This is a genomic window from Nocardia cyriacigeorgica NBRC 100375 (assembly GCF_000308555.1).
GTDB classification, from domain to species: domain Bacteria; phylum Actinomycetota; class Actinomycetes; order Mycobacteriales; family Mycobacteriaceae; genus Nocardia; species Nocardia cyriacigeorgica.
Map to the genome: position 1 here is coordinate 16,298 of NZ_BAFY01000075.1, position 16,362 is coordinate 32,659.

General features: G+C 67.7%; 15 protein-coding genes. 11 read left to right on the forward strand and 4 right to left on the reverse strand.

Annotated features, from left to right (window positions below; translation table 11 throughout):
* The first annotated feature begins 90 nt into the window (after positions 1 to 90).
* From RJ05_RS29235 to RJ05_RS07035, 3 genes are all read left to right on the forward strand, one after another.
* A complete protein-coding gene (locus RJ05_RS29235; protein ID WP_051016311.1) occupies positions 91 to 960 on the forward strand; it encodes a hypothetical protein in 870 nt (289 codons plus the stop codon).
* Between the two features lie 148 nt (positions 961 to 1,108).
* Positions 1,109 to 1,678 carry a dihydrofolate reductase family protein gene (locus RJ05_RS07030; RefSeq protein ID WP_255220920.1) on the forward strand — a complete coding sequence of 190 codons (570 nt, stop codon included), beginning with the start codon at positions 1,109 to 1,111 and terminating at the stop codon, positions 1,676 to 1,678.
* A 110-nt stretch (positions 1,679 to 1,788) separates the two neighbouring features.
* Positions 1,789 to 4,233, forward strand: coding sequence for an ATP-binding protein (locus tag RJ05_RS07035; protein ID WP_162140627.1), 2,445 nt, complete (start codon positions 1,789 to 1,791; stop codon positions 4,231 to 4,233).
* A gap of 33 nt (positions 4,234 to 4,266) precedes the next feature.
* Here RJ05_RS07035 and RJ05_RS07040 read toward each other — a convergent pair whose 3' ends face one another.
* Entirely contained in the window at positions 4,267 to 4,617 is a 351-nt protein-coding gene (locus tag RJ05_RS07040) for a hypothetical protein (protein ID WP_036534539.1), read from the reverse strand.
* Positions 4,618 to 4,801: 184 nt separating this feature from the next.
* Here RJ05_RS07040 and RJ05_RS30720 point away from each other — a divergent pair, with 184 nt between their 5' ends.
* Positions 4,802 to 4,948, forward strand: coding sequence for a hypothetical protein (locus tag RJ05_RS30720; RefSeq protein ID WP_156090803.1), 147 nt, complete (start codon positions 4,802 to 4,804; stop codon positions 4,946 to 4,948).
* Positions 4,949 to 5,291: 343 nt separating this feature from the next.
* Here RJ05_RS30720 and RJ05_RS07045 read toward each other — a convergent pair whose 3' ends face one another.
* Positions 5,292 to 6,539: an EstA family serine hydrolase gene (locus RJ05_RS07045; RefSeq protein WP_036534542.1), complete on the reverse strand. Its 1,248-nt coding sequence runs from the start codon at positions 6,537 to 6,539 to the stop codon at positions 5,292 to 5,294.
* 107 nt (positions 6,540 to 6,646) lie between these two features.
* Positions 6,647 to 9,118: a phosphoketolase family protein gene (locus tag RJ05_RS07050; protein ID WP_036534544.1), complete on the reverse strand. Its 2,472-nt coding sequence runs from the start codon at positions 9,116 to 9,118 to the stop codon at positions 6,647 to 6,649.
* Between the two features lie 152 nt (positions 9,119 to 9,270).
* Between RJ05_RS07050 and RJ05_RS07055 the strand changes: the two genes are divergently transcribed.
* The 6 genes from RJ05_RS07055 to RJ05_RS07080 all read left to right on the forward strand — a co-directional run bounded on the left by RJ05_RS07055 (position 9,271) and on the right by RJ05_RS07080 (position 15,130).
* Entirely contained in the window at positions 9,271 to 9,855 is a 585-nt protein-coding gene (locus RJ05_RS07055) for an FKBP-type peptidyl-prolyl cis-trans isomerase (RefSeq protein ID WP_036534546.1), read from the forward strand.
* 165 nt (positions 9,856 to 10,020) lie between these two features.
* Positions 10,021 to 11,412: a trigger factor gene (gene tig, locus RJ05_RS07060; RefSeq protein WP_036534621.1), complete on the forward strand. Its 1,392-nt coding sequence runs from the start codon at positions 10,021 to 10,023 to the stop codon at positions 11,410 to 11,412.
* A gap of 262 nt (positions 11,413 to 11,674) precedes the next feature.
* Positions 11,675 to 12,262 (forward strand): ATP-dependent Clp protease proteolytic subunit, encoded by a 588-nt coding sequence (locus RJ05_RS07065; protein ID WP_036534548.1) that lies wholly within the window; start codon positions 11,675 to 11,677, stop codon positions 12,260 to 12,262.
* A 41-nt stretch (positions 12,263 to 12,303) separates the two neighbouring features.
* Positions 12,304 to 12,972, forward strand: a complete 669-nt coding sequence (locus RJ05_RS07070; protein WP_014349659.1) for an ATP-dependent Clp protease proteolytic subunit — start codon at positions 12,304 to 12,306, stop codon at positions 12,970 to 12,972.
* A gap of 326 nt (positions 12,973 to 13,298) precedes the next feature.
* Positions 13,299 to 14,579, forward strand: coding sequence for an ATP-dependent Clp protease ATP-binding subunit ClpX (clpX, locus tag RJ05_RS07075; RefSeq protein ID WP_014349660.1), 1,281 nt, complete (start codon positions 13,299 to 13,301; stop codon positions 14,577 to 14,579).
* 140 nt (positions 14,580 to 14,719) lie between these two features.
* A complete protein-coding gene (locus tag RJ05_RS07080; protein ID WP_138445807.1) occupies positions 14,720 to 15,130 on the forward strand; it encodes an Ig-like domain repeat protein in 411 nt (136 codons plus the stop codon).
* A 112-nt stretch (positions 15,131 to 15,242) separates the two neighbouring features.
* On the opposite strand, the gene RJ05_RS07085 is transcribed toward RJ05_RS07080, so the two are convergent.
* The gene (locus tag RJ05_RS07085) at positions 15,243 to 15,620 is read right to left on the reverse strand and encodes a nuclear transport factor 2 family protein (protein WP_036534553.1); all 378 of its coding nucleotides are present in this window, start codon (positions 15,618 to 15,620) and stop codon (positions 15,243 to 15,245) included.
* Positions 15,621 to 16,005: 385 nt separating this feature from the next.
* Between RJ05_RS07085 and mihF the strand changes: the two genes are divergently transcribed.
* Entirely contained in the window at positions 16,006 to 16,320 is a 315-nt protein-coding gene (mihF, locus tag RJ05_RS07090; protein WP_014349663.1) for an integration host factor, actinobacterial type, read from the forward strand.
* Positions 16,321 to 16,362 lie beyond the last annotated feature (42 nt).

Genomic DNA, 16,362 nt, shown 5'->3' on the forward strand with positions numbered 1-16,362 from the left:
TCTAATGTGCCGCTAGCTAACGGTACATTAGGCAGCGATACTGAAGGGCTGTCCGTCAGGCCAGAACCCGATGAGCGAGGAACGGAAGTGATGGCGATGCGAGCGTTCACAAGGACCCGCCGGACACCGACATGGCTGGCAGGCGCCGCGATCGCGGCGGCGCTCGCACTGGGCCCAGCGGCTGTAGCGACCCTCGCGGCCGCACCCGCCTCCGCGGTGGCGTTCGAATCCGTCGACGACTCGGGTGTGCGAGCCGAATTCGTCAGTGACACCGGTGGTGGTGCGACCACCGACGGCGGCACCAGCGGCGGTGTCAGCGACGGCGGCGCGAGCGGCGGCGTGAGCGACGGCGCCGGCACCGACAGCGGAGCCGGTACCGACTCGGGATTCGGCGGTGACGGCGGCGTCGCCACCGATAGCGCTGTCGGCAGCGGCTTCGGCGACGGCGGTGTCGGCGGTGACAGCGGGTTCGGTGGCGGCCTCGGCGACGGCGGTGTCGGTGGTGGCCTCGACGGCGGCTTCGGCGACGGCGGCGGATTCGGCGGCAGCACACCGGATCCGGGCCTGCCCGGACTTCCCGATCTGGGCGGGGATTCCGGCATCGGCACCCTCCCAGGAACGGGTGAGGCGCCCCAGCTGCCCTCGCCCCCCGATGCGCCGGAGGCGCCCGCCCCCGGTCAGCCCGCGCCCGCCGATCCCATCCACCCGCACGACCCCAACGACGGCTGGCACAACGACCGCTGGCCCTTCCCCGACCCGGGCTATCCGTTCAGTCCGTTCTTCCCGAACACCCCCTCGCCGCAACCGCACGACGACGCCGACCCGCCCTGTGCGCCGTGGCAGCAAGGCGCGCACTGCGATACGGACCTGTTCGACGGCGGACCCGCGCGGTCGGCGCCGCACCTCCCCGGCCTGCCGTTCGGGCTGTCGCTACCCAGCGGCAGTGCGGGCCACCTGTAGCCGGCATAGGCATAGGGCAGGCACGGCCGACGCCGCTTCTACCTAAGTAGATAGGCACGCTCCTACCGATGCGCGCTGCCGCGGCCCGGCGCGACAATGCACACTGTCGCACAGCTTGGGACAGTGAGGGTTGCCTGGAATGGGAAGCGTGACGTTATGGATGCAGATTTCGCTCGACGGCTTCGCCGAAGGGCCGGATGACGAGGTCCACTGGCCGGTCGTGGACGAGGAGCTGTGCGAATCGTCCCTCGACCAGTTGCGCCGCGCCGACCTGTTCCTCTACGGCCGCAAGACCTACGAGATCATGGCCTCGTTCTGGCCGACCGCCGATGCGGCGCCGGGGATCTCGCCGTTCTATCTGGATTTCGCCCGGTGTTGGAAGGAGAAGACGAAGATCGTCTTCTCCCGCACCCTGCGCACCGCGCCGTGGAATACCAGTGTGATCGGTGAGGACATGGTCGAGCAGGTCGCGGCCCTGCGCGAACGCCCGGACTGCGACATGGTGCTGTTCGGCGGCGCGGAGACCGCATCCACCTTCATCCGGCACGATCTCATCGACGAGTACCGGTTGTTCGTCCATCCGATGTTGCTCGGCGGCGGGGTCCGGTTGTTCCACACCGGACCCGAAGCCGCAGGGCTGCAACTGGTCGACGTGATGACCTTCGACAGCGCCGTGGTCGGCATGCATTATCAGCATGCGAGCCGCGCGACGAGCTGAGCACGGCAGACGGGCAGCCCGGCATAGCGCCGGTAGCGCCGTACTCCGGCGAAATTTTCTTCCGCCGCTGGGTTCATCGGCTAATTTACGTCCATATGGTCGTGTTACCGGTGTCCGACGTAGTGCTCTCCGAATCCGCTCATGAGGTCCTCGGGGTGAGCGAATTCGTCGGGCGTACCGCCGAGTTGGCCCGCCTGGACGCCCTGCTCGCCGGTGATGCCCGGTTGATCACCCTGGTGGGGCCCGGCGGCATCGGCAAGACCCGGCTGGCGGCCGAAGCCCTGCGGCGCATATCGCACGATCAGCGTCGACCGGTGTATTGGGCTCGGCTGGCCGAGGTCGAACGCGACGACCGGCTCGCCGACGAGGACGTGGTGCGGTCGGTGATGCGCACCGACGGCAGCGATCCGTCGGAGTGGGATCTGCTGATGAGCACGTTCACCGACGCCACCGCCGGCGCCGAGCGGCGAATCCTGGTGCTGGACAACTGCGAGCACGTGCTCCGCAGCGTCGGCCGGGTGATCACCAAACTGCTGGCGACGGCGCCCACGCTGACCATCCTGGCCACCAGCCGCGAACCGGTCGGCTGGATCGATGAATTCATCCTGACCGTGCCGCCGCTCGCCCCCGGCCAGTCGCTGGCCCTGTTGCGGCAGCGCGCCGAACGCACCGGACGCCCGATCCCCGACGATCCGGTGCAGATCGAGATCGCCGAAAAGATCTGCCGCCACGTCGATCACAGTCCGTTGTTCGTCCGGCTGGCCGCCGCCCGGCTACGGCATCAGCCGCCGGCCATGGTGCTGGCCGAACTCACCGGCGACGTCGACGACAAGCGGATGCGCTGGTCACATGGTGTGCGGGTGGGCAACGAACACCGCCATCGCGGGGTGTACGACGTCATCGCCTGGTCCTACGACCTGTGCGGGCCCGAGGAAAAGCTGCTGCTGGAACGACTGTCGGTGTTCGCGGCCGGATACGAGACCGACGGCGCGGACTCGCTACGCAACGGTATCGAGCTCGCCGACGCCGTCGCGGTGTGCGCCGACGCTAGCCTCTCGCCCGGCACCGTCGAGTATCTGCTGGAACGGCTGGCCGAACGCTCGCTGCTGTCGACCCACCACACCGCCGAATCGGTGCGGTGGTACCTGGTGGAGAGCGTCCGGGTGTTCGCGCGGGACCGCTTGCAGCGTCGTGATCCGGCCGAGGCGAAGCGGATGGCCGACCGGCACCGCTGCTACTACCGCGATCGGGTGGTGGTCGGCGCCGACGACTGGTTCGGGCCGCGAGAGCGGGCCTGGGTCCACTGGGTGCGCACGGCCTGGGACAACATCCTGCTCGCCATCGACACCGGACTCGATGATCCGGAGACCGCGGTCGTCGCCCTGGAGACGGCCGCGGTCTTGCTCGCCACCTGGATTCCGTCGATCCGCTGCGGCGGATGGGCGGTCACCCGGCTGACCGAACGGGCGCTCGAGGCCGCGCGGACGTCCTCGCCCGAGGGCATCAGGCATCGCGTGCGCGCGTCGGCGATGCTGGCGTGGAATGCCATCTGGCAGGGCCGCGACGTCTACGCGGCCCGGCTGCTCGACGAATGCGTGACGCTGTGCCGCGCCGGCGCGGAGACCGATCTGCCGTGGCGCGAGACCATCGGCGTCGATACCGGTCTGCCTGCTCCCGTCGAATGGACGTGCGGGCTGGAGCTGATGCTGGTCCGCCGTGATCCGCGCGCCATCGGCGTGCTCGACCGGGCCCGCCGCAAGTACGCGGACGCGGGCGACCACGCGGGCGAGGAGGGCAGCGACATGTTCCTGGCCCTATGTCGCGCTGCGCTCGGTTCCCGGGCCGCGGCCTTGGACAGTTCCGCGCGCTACCTGGAGCGTTCGATGAGCTCCGGATCGAATCTGGCCAAGGCCTGGGCCCAGATCACGCGATCGGTCGCGCTGGCCAAACACGGTTTCGCGCGCGAAGCGCTGGACCTGATCGACGCGGTGCCCGCCGATCAGCGGCGTGCCGGCGACAGCTGGACGGCGATCTGGGCGGTCGCCGCGCGCATCATCGCCAAGACCGAACTGCTGCGCGCCGAGCGGGAGCGACGCACAGCGGTCGCGATGGCCACCGAGATCGCCCGCATGGTTGGCAGTTTCGAGGAGTTCGACCGGACGATGGGCGTTGCGGTCGCCGCGCTGCCACTGGTCGCCGCCGAATTGCGGCTGGCCATGGACGTGGCGTCGGCAGCCTTCGGCGCGGAGCCGTTGGGTGCCGACGGGCCGGGAGAGCCGCCGGCCCCGCCGCGATCGGGGTTGTGGGAGAGCTTGTCGCGGGCCGAACGTGACGTCGCGATCCTCGCCGCGGCCGGCTGGCCGAACAGTGCGATCGCGAGTCGGCGGCACAGTTCGGTGCGCACCGTCGACGCGCAGGTGGCAGGCATTCGGCAGAAGCTGATGATCTCCTCCCGCAACGACATCGCCGCCCACATCCCGCCCGAGCTGGCCGAGCAGGTGCGCGCGGAGGCCGGACAACGACCGCAGCGCCCGCGGCGGACGCGCGGGCGCTGATTCGATCGCTGGGATCGGCGGTGCTGCCAGGGTTTAGTCCGGGCCGCATTCACCGTGGCAACGGCTGCTGTAGCCGGGCTTGTTGTCGGACTCGGTCTTGGTGGAGGAGTTGCGCAGGCCGCCGTGGTTGTGCGAGCCGTATCCGCGTCCCTGCCCGTAGCCACGGCTCTGGCCGTAGCCGCGGCCGTGGCTGTGCCCGTGACCGTCGTTGCCACGGCTGCTGTGGCTGTCGCCGCGCTGGCTGGAAGCCTTGGCATCCGCGCCCGCGGGCATCGCGGCCGCGATCTGCGGCGCCACCGCGGCGGGCACGAGGGCCAGCGCGCCGGCGAGGGCGGTGGTGGCCAGGATCTTGCGGACCGTGCCCCGATGGAAAGTGCTGCTCATGGTCTGCTCCGTTCGTTGTGCCAGTGCCCGCATCGGGTCGGCAGCTGGGCCTCGGCTCTGCCTGACCCAATCAATGTGTCGTTATGTAACGGTACGATAGTCGATGTGACGCTGATTGCAGTTCCGCTATTCCCGGAGCTGGGAAGTGCTGACCGGACTGTGCTGCGCGTGGTGTGATCGAGAGGTGACCTACCGAGTCGATCCGGGCGTGGATGACTACATCGACGCGCTGCCCGCCTGGCAGCAGCAGATCTGCCGCGAGCTCGGCATGCCGCACGCGGACCAGATCGGGCCCGCTGACTTCCAGGCGCTATCGTGGGTAAGGTCTTAGTGGCTCACGACGCCTGTGTCTGCAGCAGAAGTCGCCCGCCACATCGCATCTCGCGTTGTTCCCCGCGGAGGCGGGGATGATCCGACGTTCACGTGAGTCTTCGCGGCCAACAGGGCGTGGTCCCCGCGTAAGCGGGGTTGGTATTCGGTCGGGGCTGGTCCTGCCGTCCGCCGCGACCGAACTCGCCCTACGTCATTGCCCAGGATTGGCAAGTGGATGGGCGAACAGCGTTGCGTCGCAGATGTATCCAGGCGGTCCGGGCGACCGAACTTGACCGTTTAGGAATGCTCGCGCCTCGCTTGGGCAGAGGGGCGTCCGCGGCCGGTGATGGGACCATGTCGAGCTAGCTCGCCGCGGCGGCCAACTCCGGGGGTGTGAGCCGTCGCGCCGCACGCGCGGACCGGACCGCTGCGGCCGCGAGCATCGTCAGCCGCGCATCGCCCAGTGACATGGCGTGATTGCCGAGTTGGTTGGTGACGAAGGCGATCGACAGCCCCAGGCTCGGCATCGCCATGGCGCCGGAGCCGCCGATGCCGTAGTGGCCGAGGGCGTGCCTGGTCAAGGTGGCGCCGACGATGCCGCGGTGGTAGCCGAGCGCATGGTGCGGCGGGGCGCCGAGCACATAGTCGAAGCGGCTGTTGGCCGGCATTCGTGCGATCATCCTGGTGGTTTCGGGCTGCAACAGCCGTCGCCGGCCGACACGGCCGTCATTGGCGATCGCGCCGTACATCGCGGCCAGCGCGCGAGCGGTGAACACGCCGTTCCAGCCGGGCATCATCGCGGTGTACGGGCGCTCGGTCTGGCTCATCTCGGCCCAGCCGTCGTAGATCACTTCGCGCAGCGAGGTCAACGGACGCAGCGATCCGGTCAGCCCGGTCAACCGGTCGAGCGGGACGCGGGCGATATGCAGGCGCGGCGACAACGGTGCGATCCGCGCCCGATGATGGTCCGGGACGCCGAACCAGAGATCGGCCTGACCCAGCGGTTCGGCCAGTTCGGTGCGCACCAGCTCGGGGAACGGCCGGCCGGTCGCGCGCTGAGCGATCTCGGCGACCAGCGTGCCGAAGGTCAGCCCGTGATAGCCCGATGCGCGCAGTCGCAGCGGATCGGGTGCCGCGGCGGCGAGCGCGGCGGCCAAAGCGTCGTGGTCGAGCATTCCTTCGGGATCGTCGAGCAGGCCGCGGGTGCGTTGCAGGCCCGCGCGATGGTTGAGCACCTCGCGGACGGTGATGGCGTCCTTGCCGTTGGCGGCGAACTCGGGCCAGTAGGTGGCGACCGGTTCGTCCAGTGCGAGCAGTCCGCGTTCGATCAGCCGGTGCGCCACCGTCGCGGTCACGCCCTTGCCGGTGGAGTAGGCCAGCGCCATGGTGTCGCCGCGCCAGCGCCGTCCGGGTGCGGCCCAGCCGCTCCAGATGTCGAGCACCGGCTCGCCGTCCAGGTAGACCGCGAGGGCCGCGCCACCATGGCGGCGACGGCGAACCATGGCGAAGAACTTCGTGGCCACCGGCACGAAGCGGTCGTCGATCAGCATGTGCGAGACGGGCGGGACGCTGTCCTCGGCCCACGCGCCATCGGTTCCGGTAGCCGGCATGATTCAGACTCCTTTGTCTGTGAAACGCCCGGCGCTTGCTGCTCGCTAGCAGTTGCAAGCGACCTTGCTACCGAATGTAACTCGTTTCATTACTTCGGGCAATGATCTCAGGCGCCGGCCCACGACCACTGCGCTACTTCGGCGATGTCCTCGCCGTGCTCACGGGTCCAGGCCCGGGCCCGCAGTCGTGCGTCCTGCATCTGCTGGCGCAGGCCGCCGGCCTTCTCGCGCAGTCCGGGCACCCGGTCGATCACGTCGGTGACCAGGTGATAGCGATCCATATCGTTGAGCATCACCATGTCGAACGGTGTGGTCGTGGTTCCGCGCTCCTTGTATCCACGCACGTGCAGGCCCGCGTGATTGGTGCGCCGGTAGGTGAGCCGATGGATCAGCCACGGGTAGCCGTGGAAGGCGAAGATCACCGGGCGATCGTGGGTGAACAGGGTGTCGAATTCGGAGTCGGGGAGCCCATGTGGATGTTCGGTGCTCGGCAGCAGCCGCATCAGATCGACCACATTGACCACCCGAACCCGCAGCTGCGGCAGATGCTCGCGCAGGATGGCCGCGGCGGCCAGCGTCTCGAGCGTGGGCACGTCACCCGCGCAGGCCAGCACCACATCGGGGGCGGTGCCGAGTTCGTCGTTGTTACCCGCCCACTCCCAGATACCGATCCCGCGCGCACAGTGCAGCGCCGCCGCCTCGACCGACAGCCAATCGGCCTGCGGCTGTTTGCCCGCCACCACCACGTTCACGTAATGGCGTGAACGCAGGCAATGGTCGAACGTGGACAGCAGCGTATTGGCATCCGGCGGCAGGTACACCCGCACGACCTCGGGCTTCTTGTTCAGCACCACATCGAGGAAACCCGGATCCTGATGGGTGAAGCCGTTGTGATCCTGACGCCAGACATGCGATGACAACAGGTAATTCAGGCTCGGAATCGGGCGTCGCCACGGCACCGCGGCACTCGCGTCGAGCCACTTGGCGTGCTGATTGAACATGGCGTCGACGATGTGCACGAAGGCCTCGTAGCAGGTGAACACGCCGTGCCTGCCGGTGAGTAGATAGCCCTCGAGCAGGCCCTGGCACATGTGCTCGGACAGCACCTCGATCACCCGGCCCTGCCGGTCGAGGCCGACGTCGAACTCATCGATCTCGGCCTGCCAATTGCGTCCGGTGACTTCGAGGATGTCCTGTAAACGATTGCTGGCCAGCTCATCCGGCGCGAAGGTCAGGAAGTTGTCCGGATTTGCTGCGGTCACCTCACGCAGCCAGCCGCCCAGTACTCGCGTGGCCTCGTGATGGGTGGCACCGGGGGCGGGCACGTCGACGCCGAACTCGCGCCAATCCGGCAACCGCAGATCACGCGCGTGGGTGCCGCCGTTGCTCACCGGGTTCGCGCTCATCCGCCGGTCACCGGCCGGGACGAGGTCCATCAGCTCCGAGACCGGCGCGCCGGAACCGTCGAACAGCTCCGTTGGCCGATACGAACGCAACCACTGTTCGAGCACGGCCCGGTGGTTGTCGTCGGTGCGGGCCGCGGGCAGCGGCACCTGATGGGCCCGGAATGTGCCTTCCACCGGTTCGCCGTCCACGAGCGGGGGACAGGTCCAGCCCTTCGGGGTGCGCAGCACGATCATGGGCCAATGCGGGCGGCTACCGTCGCCGCCGCGGGCGGCCCGCTGGATCTGCGCGATGCGTTCCAACGCGGTGTCCATCGCCTCGGCAATGGCCTGATGTACTCGCGCCGGATCGTGCCCGGACACCACCAGCGGCTCGTAGCCGTGGCCGCGCATCAGCGAGATCAGCTCGGGTTCGGGGATTCGAGCCAGAATCGTCGGGTTGGCGATCTTGTACTCGTTGAGCGCCAGAATCGGCAGCACCGCTCCGTCGCGGGCGGGATTGAGGAACTTGTTCGCATGCCAGCTGCCTGCCAGCGGGCCGGTCTCGGCCTCCCCGTCGCCGACCACACAGAACACCGTGAGATCCGGGTGATCCAGGGCCGCACCGAAGGCGTGCAGCAGCGAATACCCGAGTTCACCGCCCTCGTGGAAGGAGCCGGGCGTCTCCGGCGCACAGTGGCTCGGCACTCCGCCAGGGAAGGAGAACTGGCCGAAAAGTGCGCGCATACCGTCGATATCGCGCGCGATGTGGCTGTACAACTCGGAATAGGTGCCCTCGAGCCACGCGCAGGCGTTCGGCCCCGGCCCGCCGTGACCGGGACCGGCGACGAACACCGCATTCAGATCGCGGGCCACAATCGCGCGATTGGCGTGTACCCACACCAGATTCAGCCCAGGAACGGTGCCGAAATGGCCGAGCAGTCGCGGCTTGATGTGCTCGGCGCGCAACGGTTCGCGCAGCAGCGGGTTGTCCATCAGATAGATCTGGCCGACCGACAGATAATTCGCCGCGCGCCACCAGGCGTCCACGGCCGCGAGCCCGTCGGCATCGAGGGGACCGGGCGCGTCGGTGAGCCGATACGGGCTGGGCGCCACCGACCGGCCGCCACCGCCACCGACGTTGTCGGCCGAAGTGTCCTCGGCGACGGGATTGCCTTGTGAGCCAGGCTGTGCCATGGGCGATTCTCCTCACGCTCGTGCCACGCACCGGATGGAGATTCCCCGTCAGGCTACCGGCCGGATCCGTGGTAGGCCCAGGACGCGATCGGGGACCGGCAGGCGCGGGCTCGATCGGCAGCTGCGTGGACGCGTCGATTAGGGTGCGCGGCATGCCTACCTCCGCCAGGACCATCGGTATCGCCACCCTCGCCGCGGCCGCCTTCGCGCTGACGGCGTGCGGCTCCGACGACAGCTCCGACAGTGCCGCGCCGGCCACCACCGCCGCCGCAACGAGCGCTTACGCCGCGACCGGTGCGCCGAGTCCGAAGCCGTCCACCGGCCGTGAATGCACCGCCGAGGACATCGACGTCACCGGCGGCTTCGGTGAGGCCCCGACCATCACCATCCCCGACGACTGCGATCCGCCGAAACAGCTGATCGTCAAGGATCTGGTCACCGGCTCCGGCCCGGGCGCACAGCCCGGCCAGGAACTGAAGATGAACTACACCCTGGTCACCTGGTCGGACAAGCAGAAGCTCGACAGCTCCTTCGACCGCGGCGAGCCCTTCGAACTGACCCTCGGCGCCGGCATGGTCATTCCCGGCTGGGACCAGGGCCTCGAAGGCGTCCAGGAGGGCACCCGCAGGCTGCTGATCATCCCGCCCGACCTCGGCTACGGCATGGGCGGCAACGGCATCAAACCGAACGAGACCCTGGTCTTCGTCACCGACGCGGTCGACGTCCCGGACAACTGACCCCGGAGGTCCACGCCCTGCCCGCGCCGCCGCTGCGGCGGTGACGGGGGCGTTCGCCTGCCCGGATTGCAGGGCGCGCGCACCGGTCGACTAACCTTGCCTGGATGCGATCGGGGGGACACACCGACGTCAACGACCGATGAACTACGAACAAGGAGCATGTCCGTGAAGAGCACCGTCGAGCAGCTGAGCCCGACACGGGTCCGGATCAATGTCGAGGTGCCCTTCGAGGAGCTGAAGCCGGACTTCGACAAGGCCTACAAGGCGCTGGCCAAGCAGGTCCGTATCCCCGGCTTCCGCCCGGGCAAGGCGCCGGCCAAGCTGCTCGAGGCACGCCTCGGCCGCGGCGCGATCCTGGAGCAGGTCGTCAACGACGTGCTTCCGGCCCGCTACAGCGAGGCCGTGACCACCTCCGAGGTCAAGGTCATCGGCCAGCCCGAGATCGAGATCACCAAGATCGAAGACGGCCAGGAGCTGGCGTTCACCGCCGAGGTCGACGTCCGCCCGGAGATCACCCTGCCCGACTACAGCACCATCGAGGTCACCGTCGACGCCATCACCGTCGACGACTCCGACATCGACGAGCAGCTGCAGTCGCTGCGGCAGCGCTTCGGCACCCTCACCGGCGTCGACCGCCCGGTGCAGGAGGGCGACTTCATCTCCATCGACCTGTCGGCCACCGTCGACGGCGAGGACGTGCCGGAGGCCTCGACCACCGGCCTGTCCCACGAGGTCGGCTCGGGTCAGCTCATCGAAGGCCTGGACGAGGCCGTGATCGGCCTGTCGGCCGGTGAGTCCAAGGAGTTCACCTCCACCCTGGTGGCGGGCGAGCACGCGGGCAAGGAAGCCGTCATCACCGTCACCGTCGGTTCGGTCAAGGAGCGCGAGCTGCCCGAGGCCGACGACGAGTTCGCCCAGCTGGCCAGCGAATTCGACACCCTCGACGAGCTGAAGGCCGATCTGCGCGGCCGGGTCGAGCGGGTCAAGAAGGTCCAGCAGGCCAGCGACATCCGCGACAAGGTGCTCGAGCAGCTGCTCGACAAGGTCGAGGTGCCGCTGCCCGAGGCCGTGGTCAAGGCCGAGATCGACGCCGTCGAGCACGACGCCGTGCACGGCTTCGACCACGACGAGGCCAAGTTCGCCGAGGCGCTCGAGGCGCAGGGCTCCAGCCGCGAGGAGTTCGACAAGGACACCAAGGAGGCTGCCGAGAAGTCGGTGAAGACCCAGCTGCTGCTGGATGCCATCGCCGAGGCCGAGGGCACCCAGGTCGGCCAGGAGGAGCTCACCGAGCGCATCCTGTTCCAGGCCCAGCGCTACGGCATGTCGCCGGAGCAGTTCATCCAGCAGGTGCAGCAGGCCGGTCAGCTCGGCGCGGTGTTCGCCGACGTGCGCCGCGGCAAGGCGCTGGCCGGTGTGGTCGGCAAGGCCACCGTCACCGACTCCGAGGGCAACACCGTCGACACCACCGAAATGTTCGGTGCCCCGGAGGATTCGGCCGAGGAGAACACCGAGGCGGCCGCCGAGACCGCCGAAGCTCCCGCCGACGCCGAGAAGTAAGCCGAGCGGCGAAGAACCATTGAGAGACCAGCGTGATGGGTGCCTTTCGGGCTCTGTGATTGCGCTGTGAGCGAGCGAAGCGAGTGAACCAGAAGTACAGCGCGCGGTCGCGCACAGCGCAATCGAGCGCCAGCGAGATTGCGCTGTGAGCGAAGAAGGGCGGTACCGGGAGTTCGGTGCCGCCCTGCTTCGTTAATGTTTGTGTCAGCAACGAGCCGGCGAGAGAAGGCAGGTATCCGTGACAATCAACCAGGCAGGGGTCATGACATCCGCGACTGCTGGTCTCAACCTCAGTGATTCGGTGTACGAGCGCTTGCTCCGCGACCGCATCATCTTCCTGGGCACCCAGGTCGACGACGACATCGCCAACAAGCTGTGCGCGCAGATCCTGCTGCTGGCCGCCGAGGACCCGACCCGCGACATCTCGCTCTACATCAACTCGCCCGGTGGTTCGGTCAGTGCCGGTATGGCCATCTACGACACGATGCAGTACGCCGAGTGCGATATCGCGACCATCGCCTTCGGTCTGGCCGCGTCGATGGGGCAGTTCCTGCTCACCGCGGGCACCAAGGGCAAGCGCTACGCGCTTCCGCACACCAGGATCATGATGCACCAGCCGTCGGCGGGCATCGGTGGTAGCGCGGCCGACATCTCGATCTACGCCGAGCAGCTCGCGCACACCAAGCGCGAACTCAACGAACTGCAGGCGCTGCACACCGGCCAGACGGTGGAGCAGGTGACCGCCGACGCCGACCGCGACCGCTGGTTCACCGCGAACCAGGCGCTCGAGTACGGCTTCATCGATCGCGTGATCAACAGCGCTCGCCAGGCGAACGGCGCCGGTAACTGAGCCGCGAATCAGCTCACCTCCCACCGACTTTGGAGACGAAGATGGCCAACCTGATCGACCCCCGCGCAGGCCTGTCCGGTATCGCCCCGGCGAGCCCGCAGGCCCGCTACATCCTGCCGTCGTTCATCGAACACTCGAGCTTCGGCGTCAAGGAGTCCAACCCGTACAACAAGCTGTTCGAGGAGCGCATCATCTTCCTCGGCGTGCAGGTCGACGACGCCTCGGCGAACGACATCATGGCCCAGCTGCTGGTGCTCGAGTCGCTCGATCCCGATCGCGACATCACCATGTACATCAACTCGCCGGGTGGCTCGTTCACCTCGCTGATGGCCATCTACGACACCATGCAGTACGTGCGTGCCGATGTGGCCACCGTCTGCCTCGGCCAGGCCGCCTCCGCGGCCGCCGTGCTGCTGGCCGCCGGTACCCCCGGTAAGCGGGCCTGCCTGCCCAACGCCCGCGTGCTCATCCACCAGCCGTCGCTGGAGGGTGGCATCCAGGGGCAGGTGTCGGACCTGGAGATCCAGGCCGCCGAGATCGAGCGCATGCGTCGCCTGATGGAGACCACGCTGGCCCGGCACACCGGCAAGGACCCCGACACCATCCGCAAGGACACCGACCGCGACAAGATCCTCACCGCCGAGGATGCCAAGGACTACGGCATCATCGACACGGTGTTCGACTACCGCAAGCTGAGCGCGCAGAAGTAATTCGGTGACCCGCGGCGCCTGTGCGCCGCGGGTTCCGCCGACACGCGGTTGCTGAATTGTTGCGCGTGTGGTGGACGGCTCGGCGACCGGGTGAATCGGGCGAATCATGGTGAGAACCCGCACAACCCCGGCGAGAAACATGCGCGAGTTGTCGACCAGTTTCGCGCACACCGGGTACGGTCGACCTAGGGACCTTTGCTCCCGGTTGACAGCAGTGCACCACCACCCGGATACGGTCGACGGATTCAACGACACCTTCCACAGGTGGCGGAAAGCTGGCAACTGGATGGACGGTTGCACGCGAACAAGGAAGTAGGACCCACGAGATGGCGCGCATCGGTGATGGCGGCGATCTGCTGAAGTGCTCGTTCTGCGGAAAGAGTCAAAAGCAGGTCAAGAAGCTCATTGCGGGACCCGGGGTGTACATCTGCGACGAGTGCATCGACCTGTGCAACGAGATCATCGAAGAGGAGCTGGCCGAGTCCAGCGAGGTCAAACTCGATGAGTTGCCCAAACCCGCCGAGATCCGGGATTTCCTGGAGAACTATGTGATCGGGCAGGACACGGCCAAGCGCACGCTGGCCGTGGCCGTCTACAACCACTACAAGCGGATCCAGGCCGGCGACAAGGGCCGCGACAGCCGCGGCGAGAGCGTCGAGCTGGCCAAGTCCAACATCCTGATGCTCGGCCCCACCGGCTGCGGTAAGACCTATCTGGCCCAGACGCTGGCCAAGATGCTCAACGTCCCATTCGCCATCGCCGACGCCACCGCGCTCACCGAGGCCGGATACGTCGGTGAGGATGTCGAGAACATCCTGCTCAAGCTGATCCAGGCCGCCGACTACGACGTCAAGCGCGCCGAGACAGGCATCATCTACATCGATGAGGTCGACAAGATCGCCCGCAAGAGCGAGAACCCCTCGATCACCCGTGACGTCTCCGGCGAAGGTGTGCAGCAGGCGCTGCTGAAGATCCTGGAAGGCACCCAGGCCAGCGTGCCGCCGCAGGGTGGGCGCAAGCATCCGCACCAGGAATTCATCCAGATCGACACCACGAATGTGCTGTTCATCGTGGCGGGCGCGTTCGCCGGGCTGGAGAAGATCATCTCCGACCGCACCGGCCATCGTGGAATCGGCTTCGGTGCCGAGGTGCGGTCCAAGGCCGAGGTCGACACCATCGACCACTTCGCCGACGTGATGCCCGAGGATCTGATCAAGTTCGGTTTGATCCCCGAGTTCATCGGCCGCCTGCCGGTGGTCGCCTCGGTGACCAACCTGGACAAGGATTCGCTGGTCAAGATCCTCTCCGAGCCGAAGAACGCGCTGGTCAAGCAGTACATCCGGCTGTTCGAAATGGATGGGGTCGATCTCGAGTTCACCCGCGACGCGCTGGAAGCGGTGGCCGATCAGGCCATCCTGCGCGGCACCGGTGCCCGCGGTCTGCGCGCCATCATGGAGGAGGTGCTGCAGCAGGTGATGTTCGACATCCCCAGCCGCGACGACGTCGCCAAGGTGGTCGTGGACGCCGACACCGTCAACGACAACGTGCTGCCCACCATCGTCCCGCGCAAGCGCGAGCGCGCCGAGCGTCGCGAGAAGTCGGCCTGACATAGTCGAAGGACGGCCCGCCCACACTGTGGGCGGGCCGTTCATCGTTTCGGCGCCGAGTTGGCGATGACGGCCTCCCGGCCGGTGCGATCGTTGTAGGGTCGGTGCACCTGCAGGCGTCGCACAACGAGGAGCGGCCGATGTCGAAGCGTTTCCGAGCCCGCACCATGGCCACCGCGGCCGTGTTCGCCGCCGCGGCAGCCGCAGGCCTGGTGGTCACCGCACCCGCCGCGCCTGCCAGTGTCACGCAGGTGAGTGTGATGCCGGACTTCTCGTTCGGGCCGATCACCAACTACGGCACCACCTGCCAGTACACCGTGCGGGCCCGGCTCACCGAGGGGTTGACGCCGGTGACCTTCTACGACAACGGCGTGCCGTTCGCCACCGTGGCGCCCACCGACGGCGTCGCGCTGGTCACCTGGACGCCGGCGACTCGCGGCCACCACACGTTGCAAGCGGTGCAGCCGACAACGGCGCAGGAGATCGCGCCGTGGGTCCAGGTGGAGGTGGGCGTCGGCATGCATATCGGGTACGCCTGCCTCGTCGTGTGAGGCGCAGGCGCACGACTGCCGAGCCATGGGTAAGTAGCCGGCGACGTGGTCGGGCCGCGCCCGCGGCCTTCTCGCCGGGCTCGCGGGCCGGGACCCCGGTCCGCGCGTCAGATCAGACGGGCTCCATGCTCAGGTCGTCCTGCCCCCAGTACGCGCGCATTCGGGTGATGCGGCCTTCGTCATCGAACTCCATCACGTCGATCGGGTGCAGGGTCATGCGCTGCCCGCCGGCGATGGTGACGAGAGTGAACATGAAGGCGGCGTGATTGCCGACGATGCGGACGGTGTCGGGATGGATCGAGGTCTCGCGCTCCAGGTTTGCCAGGATGTTGTAGAACTCGCGAATGGCGTCGTGGCCCTGCTTCGGCGGGGTGCCGATCGGGTCCTCGACGATCGCGTCCGGCGCATAGAGCGCGACGATGTCGTCGGTGGGGCCGCTGCCGACCAGCTTGACGTACTGCTCGACCACATCGCGGATCTGCCGTGCCATGGGAACTCCTGCCGAAATGAAACGTGTTCTAATTCGGCACGATATCAGCCCGCTGGTCCCGTCGCGGCGGGAACGGACCAACCCCTACACTTCACCCGCTGGGACACGGTCACGGTCGGTGCGATTGCCGTCCGCGCCCGGTGCTGGAGAGCGCCTTTGATCTCCCTGGTTCGCCGTTGAACCTCGATCCGTGCGGGTGCTTCTGCTGATGTGTCGGTGCGCGCGCCCCCGCTGTTACGCGGTCTCACTCGGTACAACCAGCGGTATCCACCGGGTTCTTCCCCGGTGTGTCGGGCGTACCTTGTCGGTACGGTGATGTTGAATCGGTCCGGTCAACCAGATGTTCGAGTCAGATGTTCGAGTGACGAGTGAAAGCGGAGGAGACATGGCACTGCCTACCATGACCGCGGAACAGCGCTCTGAAGCGTTGGCCAAAGCGGCGGCGGTCCGCAAGGCGCGCTCCGAACTGATCGGCAAGGTGAAGTCGGGCAAGGTCTCAGTGGCTGATCTACTGAAAAAGGCCGACTCCGACGACCTGGTCAAGAAGACGAAGGTCGCGGCCGTCATCAAGGCCCTTCCCGGTGTAGGCCCGGTCAAGGCGGCCAAGCTGCTCGACCAGGCCGAGATCCCCGAGGACCGCCGCATCGGCGGCCTGGGCGCACGCCAGCGCGCCGCCCTGCTCGAGGCCCTCGCCGACTGAGAAACCGGCGCTGAGCGTCCGCGCGATGAGCTCTCCGCGACG

Excerpts from the sequence above, each read along its gene's own strand:
- RJ05_RS07055 (WP_036534546.1), top strand. The coding sequence starts at position 9,271 with ATGCCTACCTCCGCCAGGACCATCGGTATCGCCACCCTCGCCGCGGCC.
- RJ05_RS07050 (WP_036534544.1), bottom strand. The coding sequence starts at position 9,118 with ATGGCACAGCCTGGCTCACAAGGCAATCCCGTCGCCGAGGACACTTCG.
- RJ05_RS07045 (WP_036534542.1), bottom strand. The coding sequence starts at position 6,539 with ATGCCGGCTACCGGAACCGATGGCGCGTGGGCCGAGGACAGCGTCCCG.
- clpX (WP_014349660.1), top strand. The coding sequence starts at position 13,299 with ATGGCGCGCATCGGTGATGGCGGCGATCTGCTGAAGTGCTCGTTCTGC.
- RJ05_RS07070 (WP_014349659.1), top strand. The coding sequence starts at position 12,304 with ATGGCCAACCTGATCGACCCCCGCGCAGGCCTGTCCGGTATCGCCCCG.
- mihF (WP_014349663.1), top strand. The coding sequence starts at position 16,006 with ATGGCACTGCCTACCATGACCGCGGAACAGCGCTCTGAAGCGTTGGCC.
- RJ05_RS07080 (WP_138445807.1), top strand. The coding sequence starts at position 14,720 with ATGTCGAAGCGTTTCCGAGCCCGCACCATGGCCACCGCGGCCGTGTTC.
- RJ05_RS07065 (WP_036534548.1), top strand. The coding sequence starts at position 11,675 with ATGACATCCGCGACTGCTGGTCTCAACCTCAGTGATTCGGTGTACGAG.
- RJ05_RS07040 (WP_036534539.1), bottom strand. The coding sequence starts at position 4,617 with ATGAGCAGCACTTTCCATCGGGGCACGGTCCGCAAGATCCTGGCCACC.
- RJ05_RS29235 (WP_051016311.1), top strand. The coding sequence starts at position 91 with ATGGCGATGCGAGCGTTCACAAGGACCCGCCGGACACCGACATGGCTG.
- RJ05_RS07085 (WP_036534553.1), bottom strand. The coding sequence starts at position 15,620 with ATGGCACGGCAGATCCGCGATGTGGTCGAGCAGTACGTCAAGCTGGTC.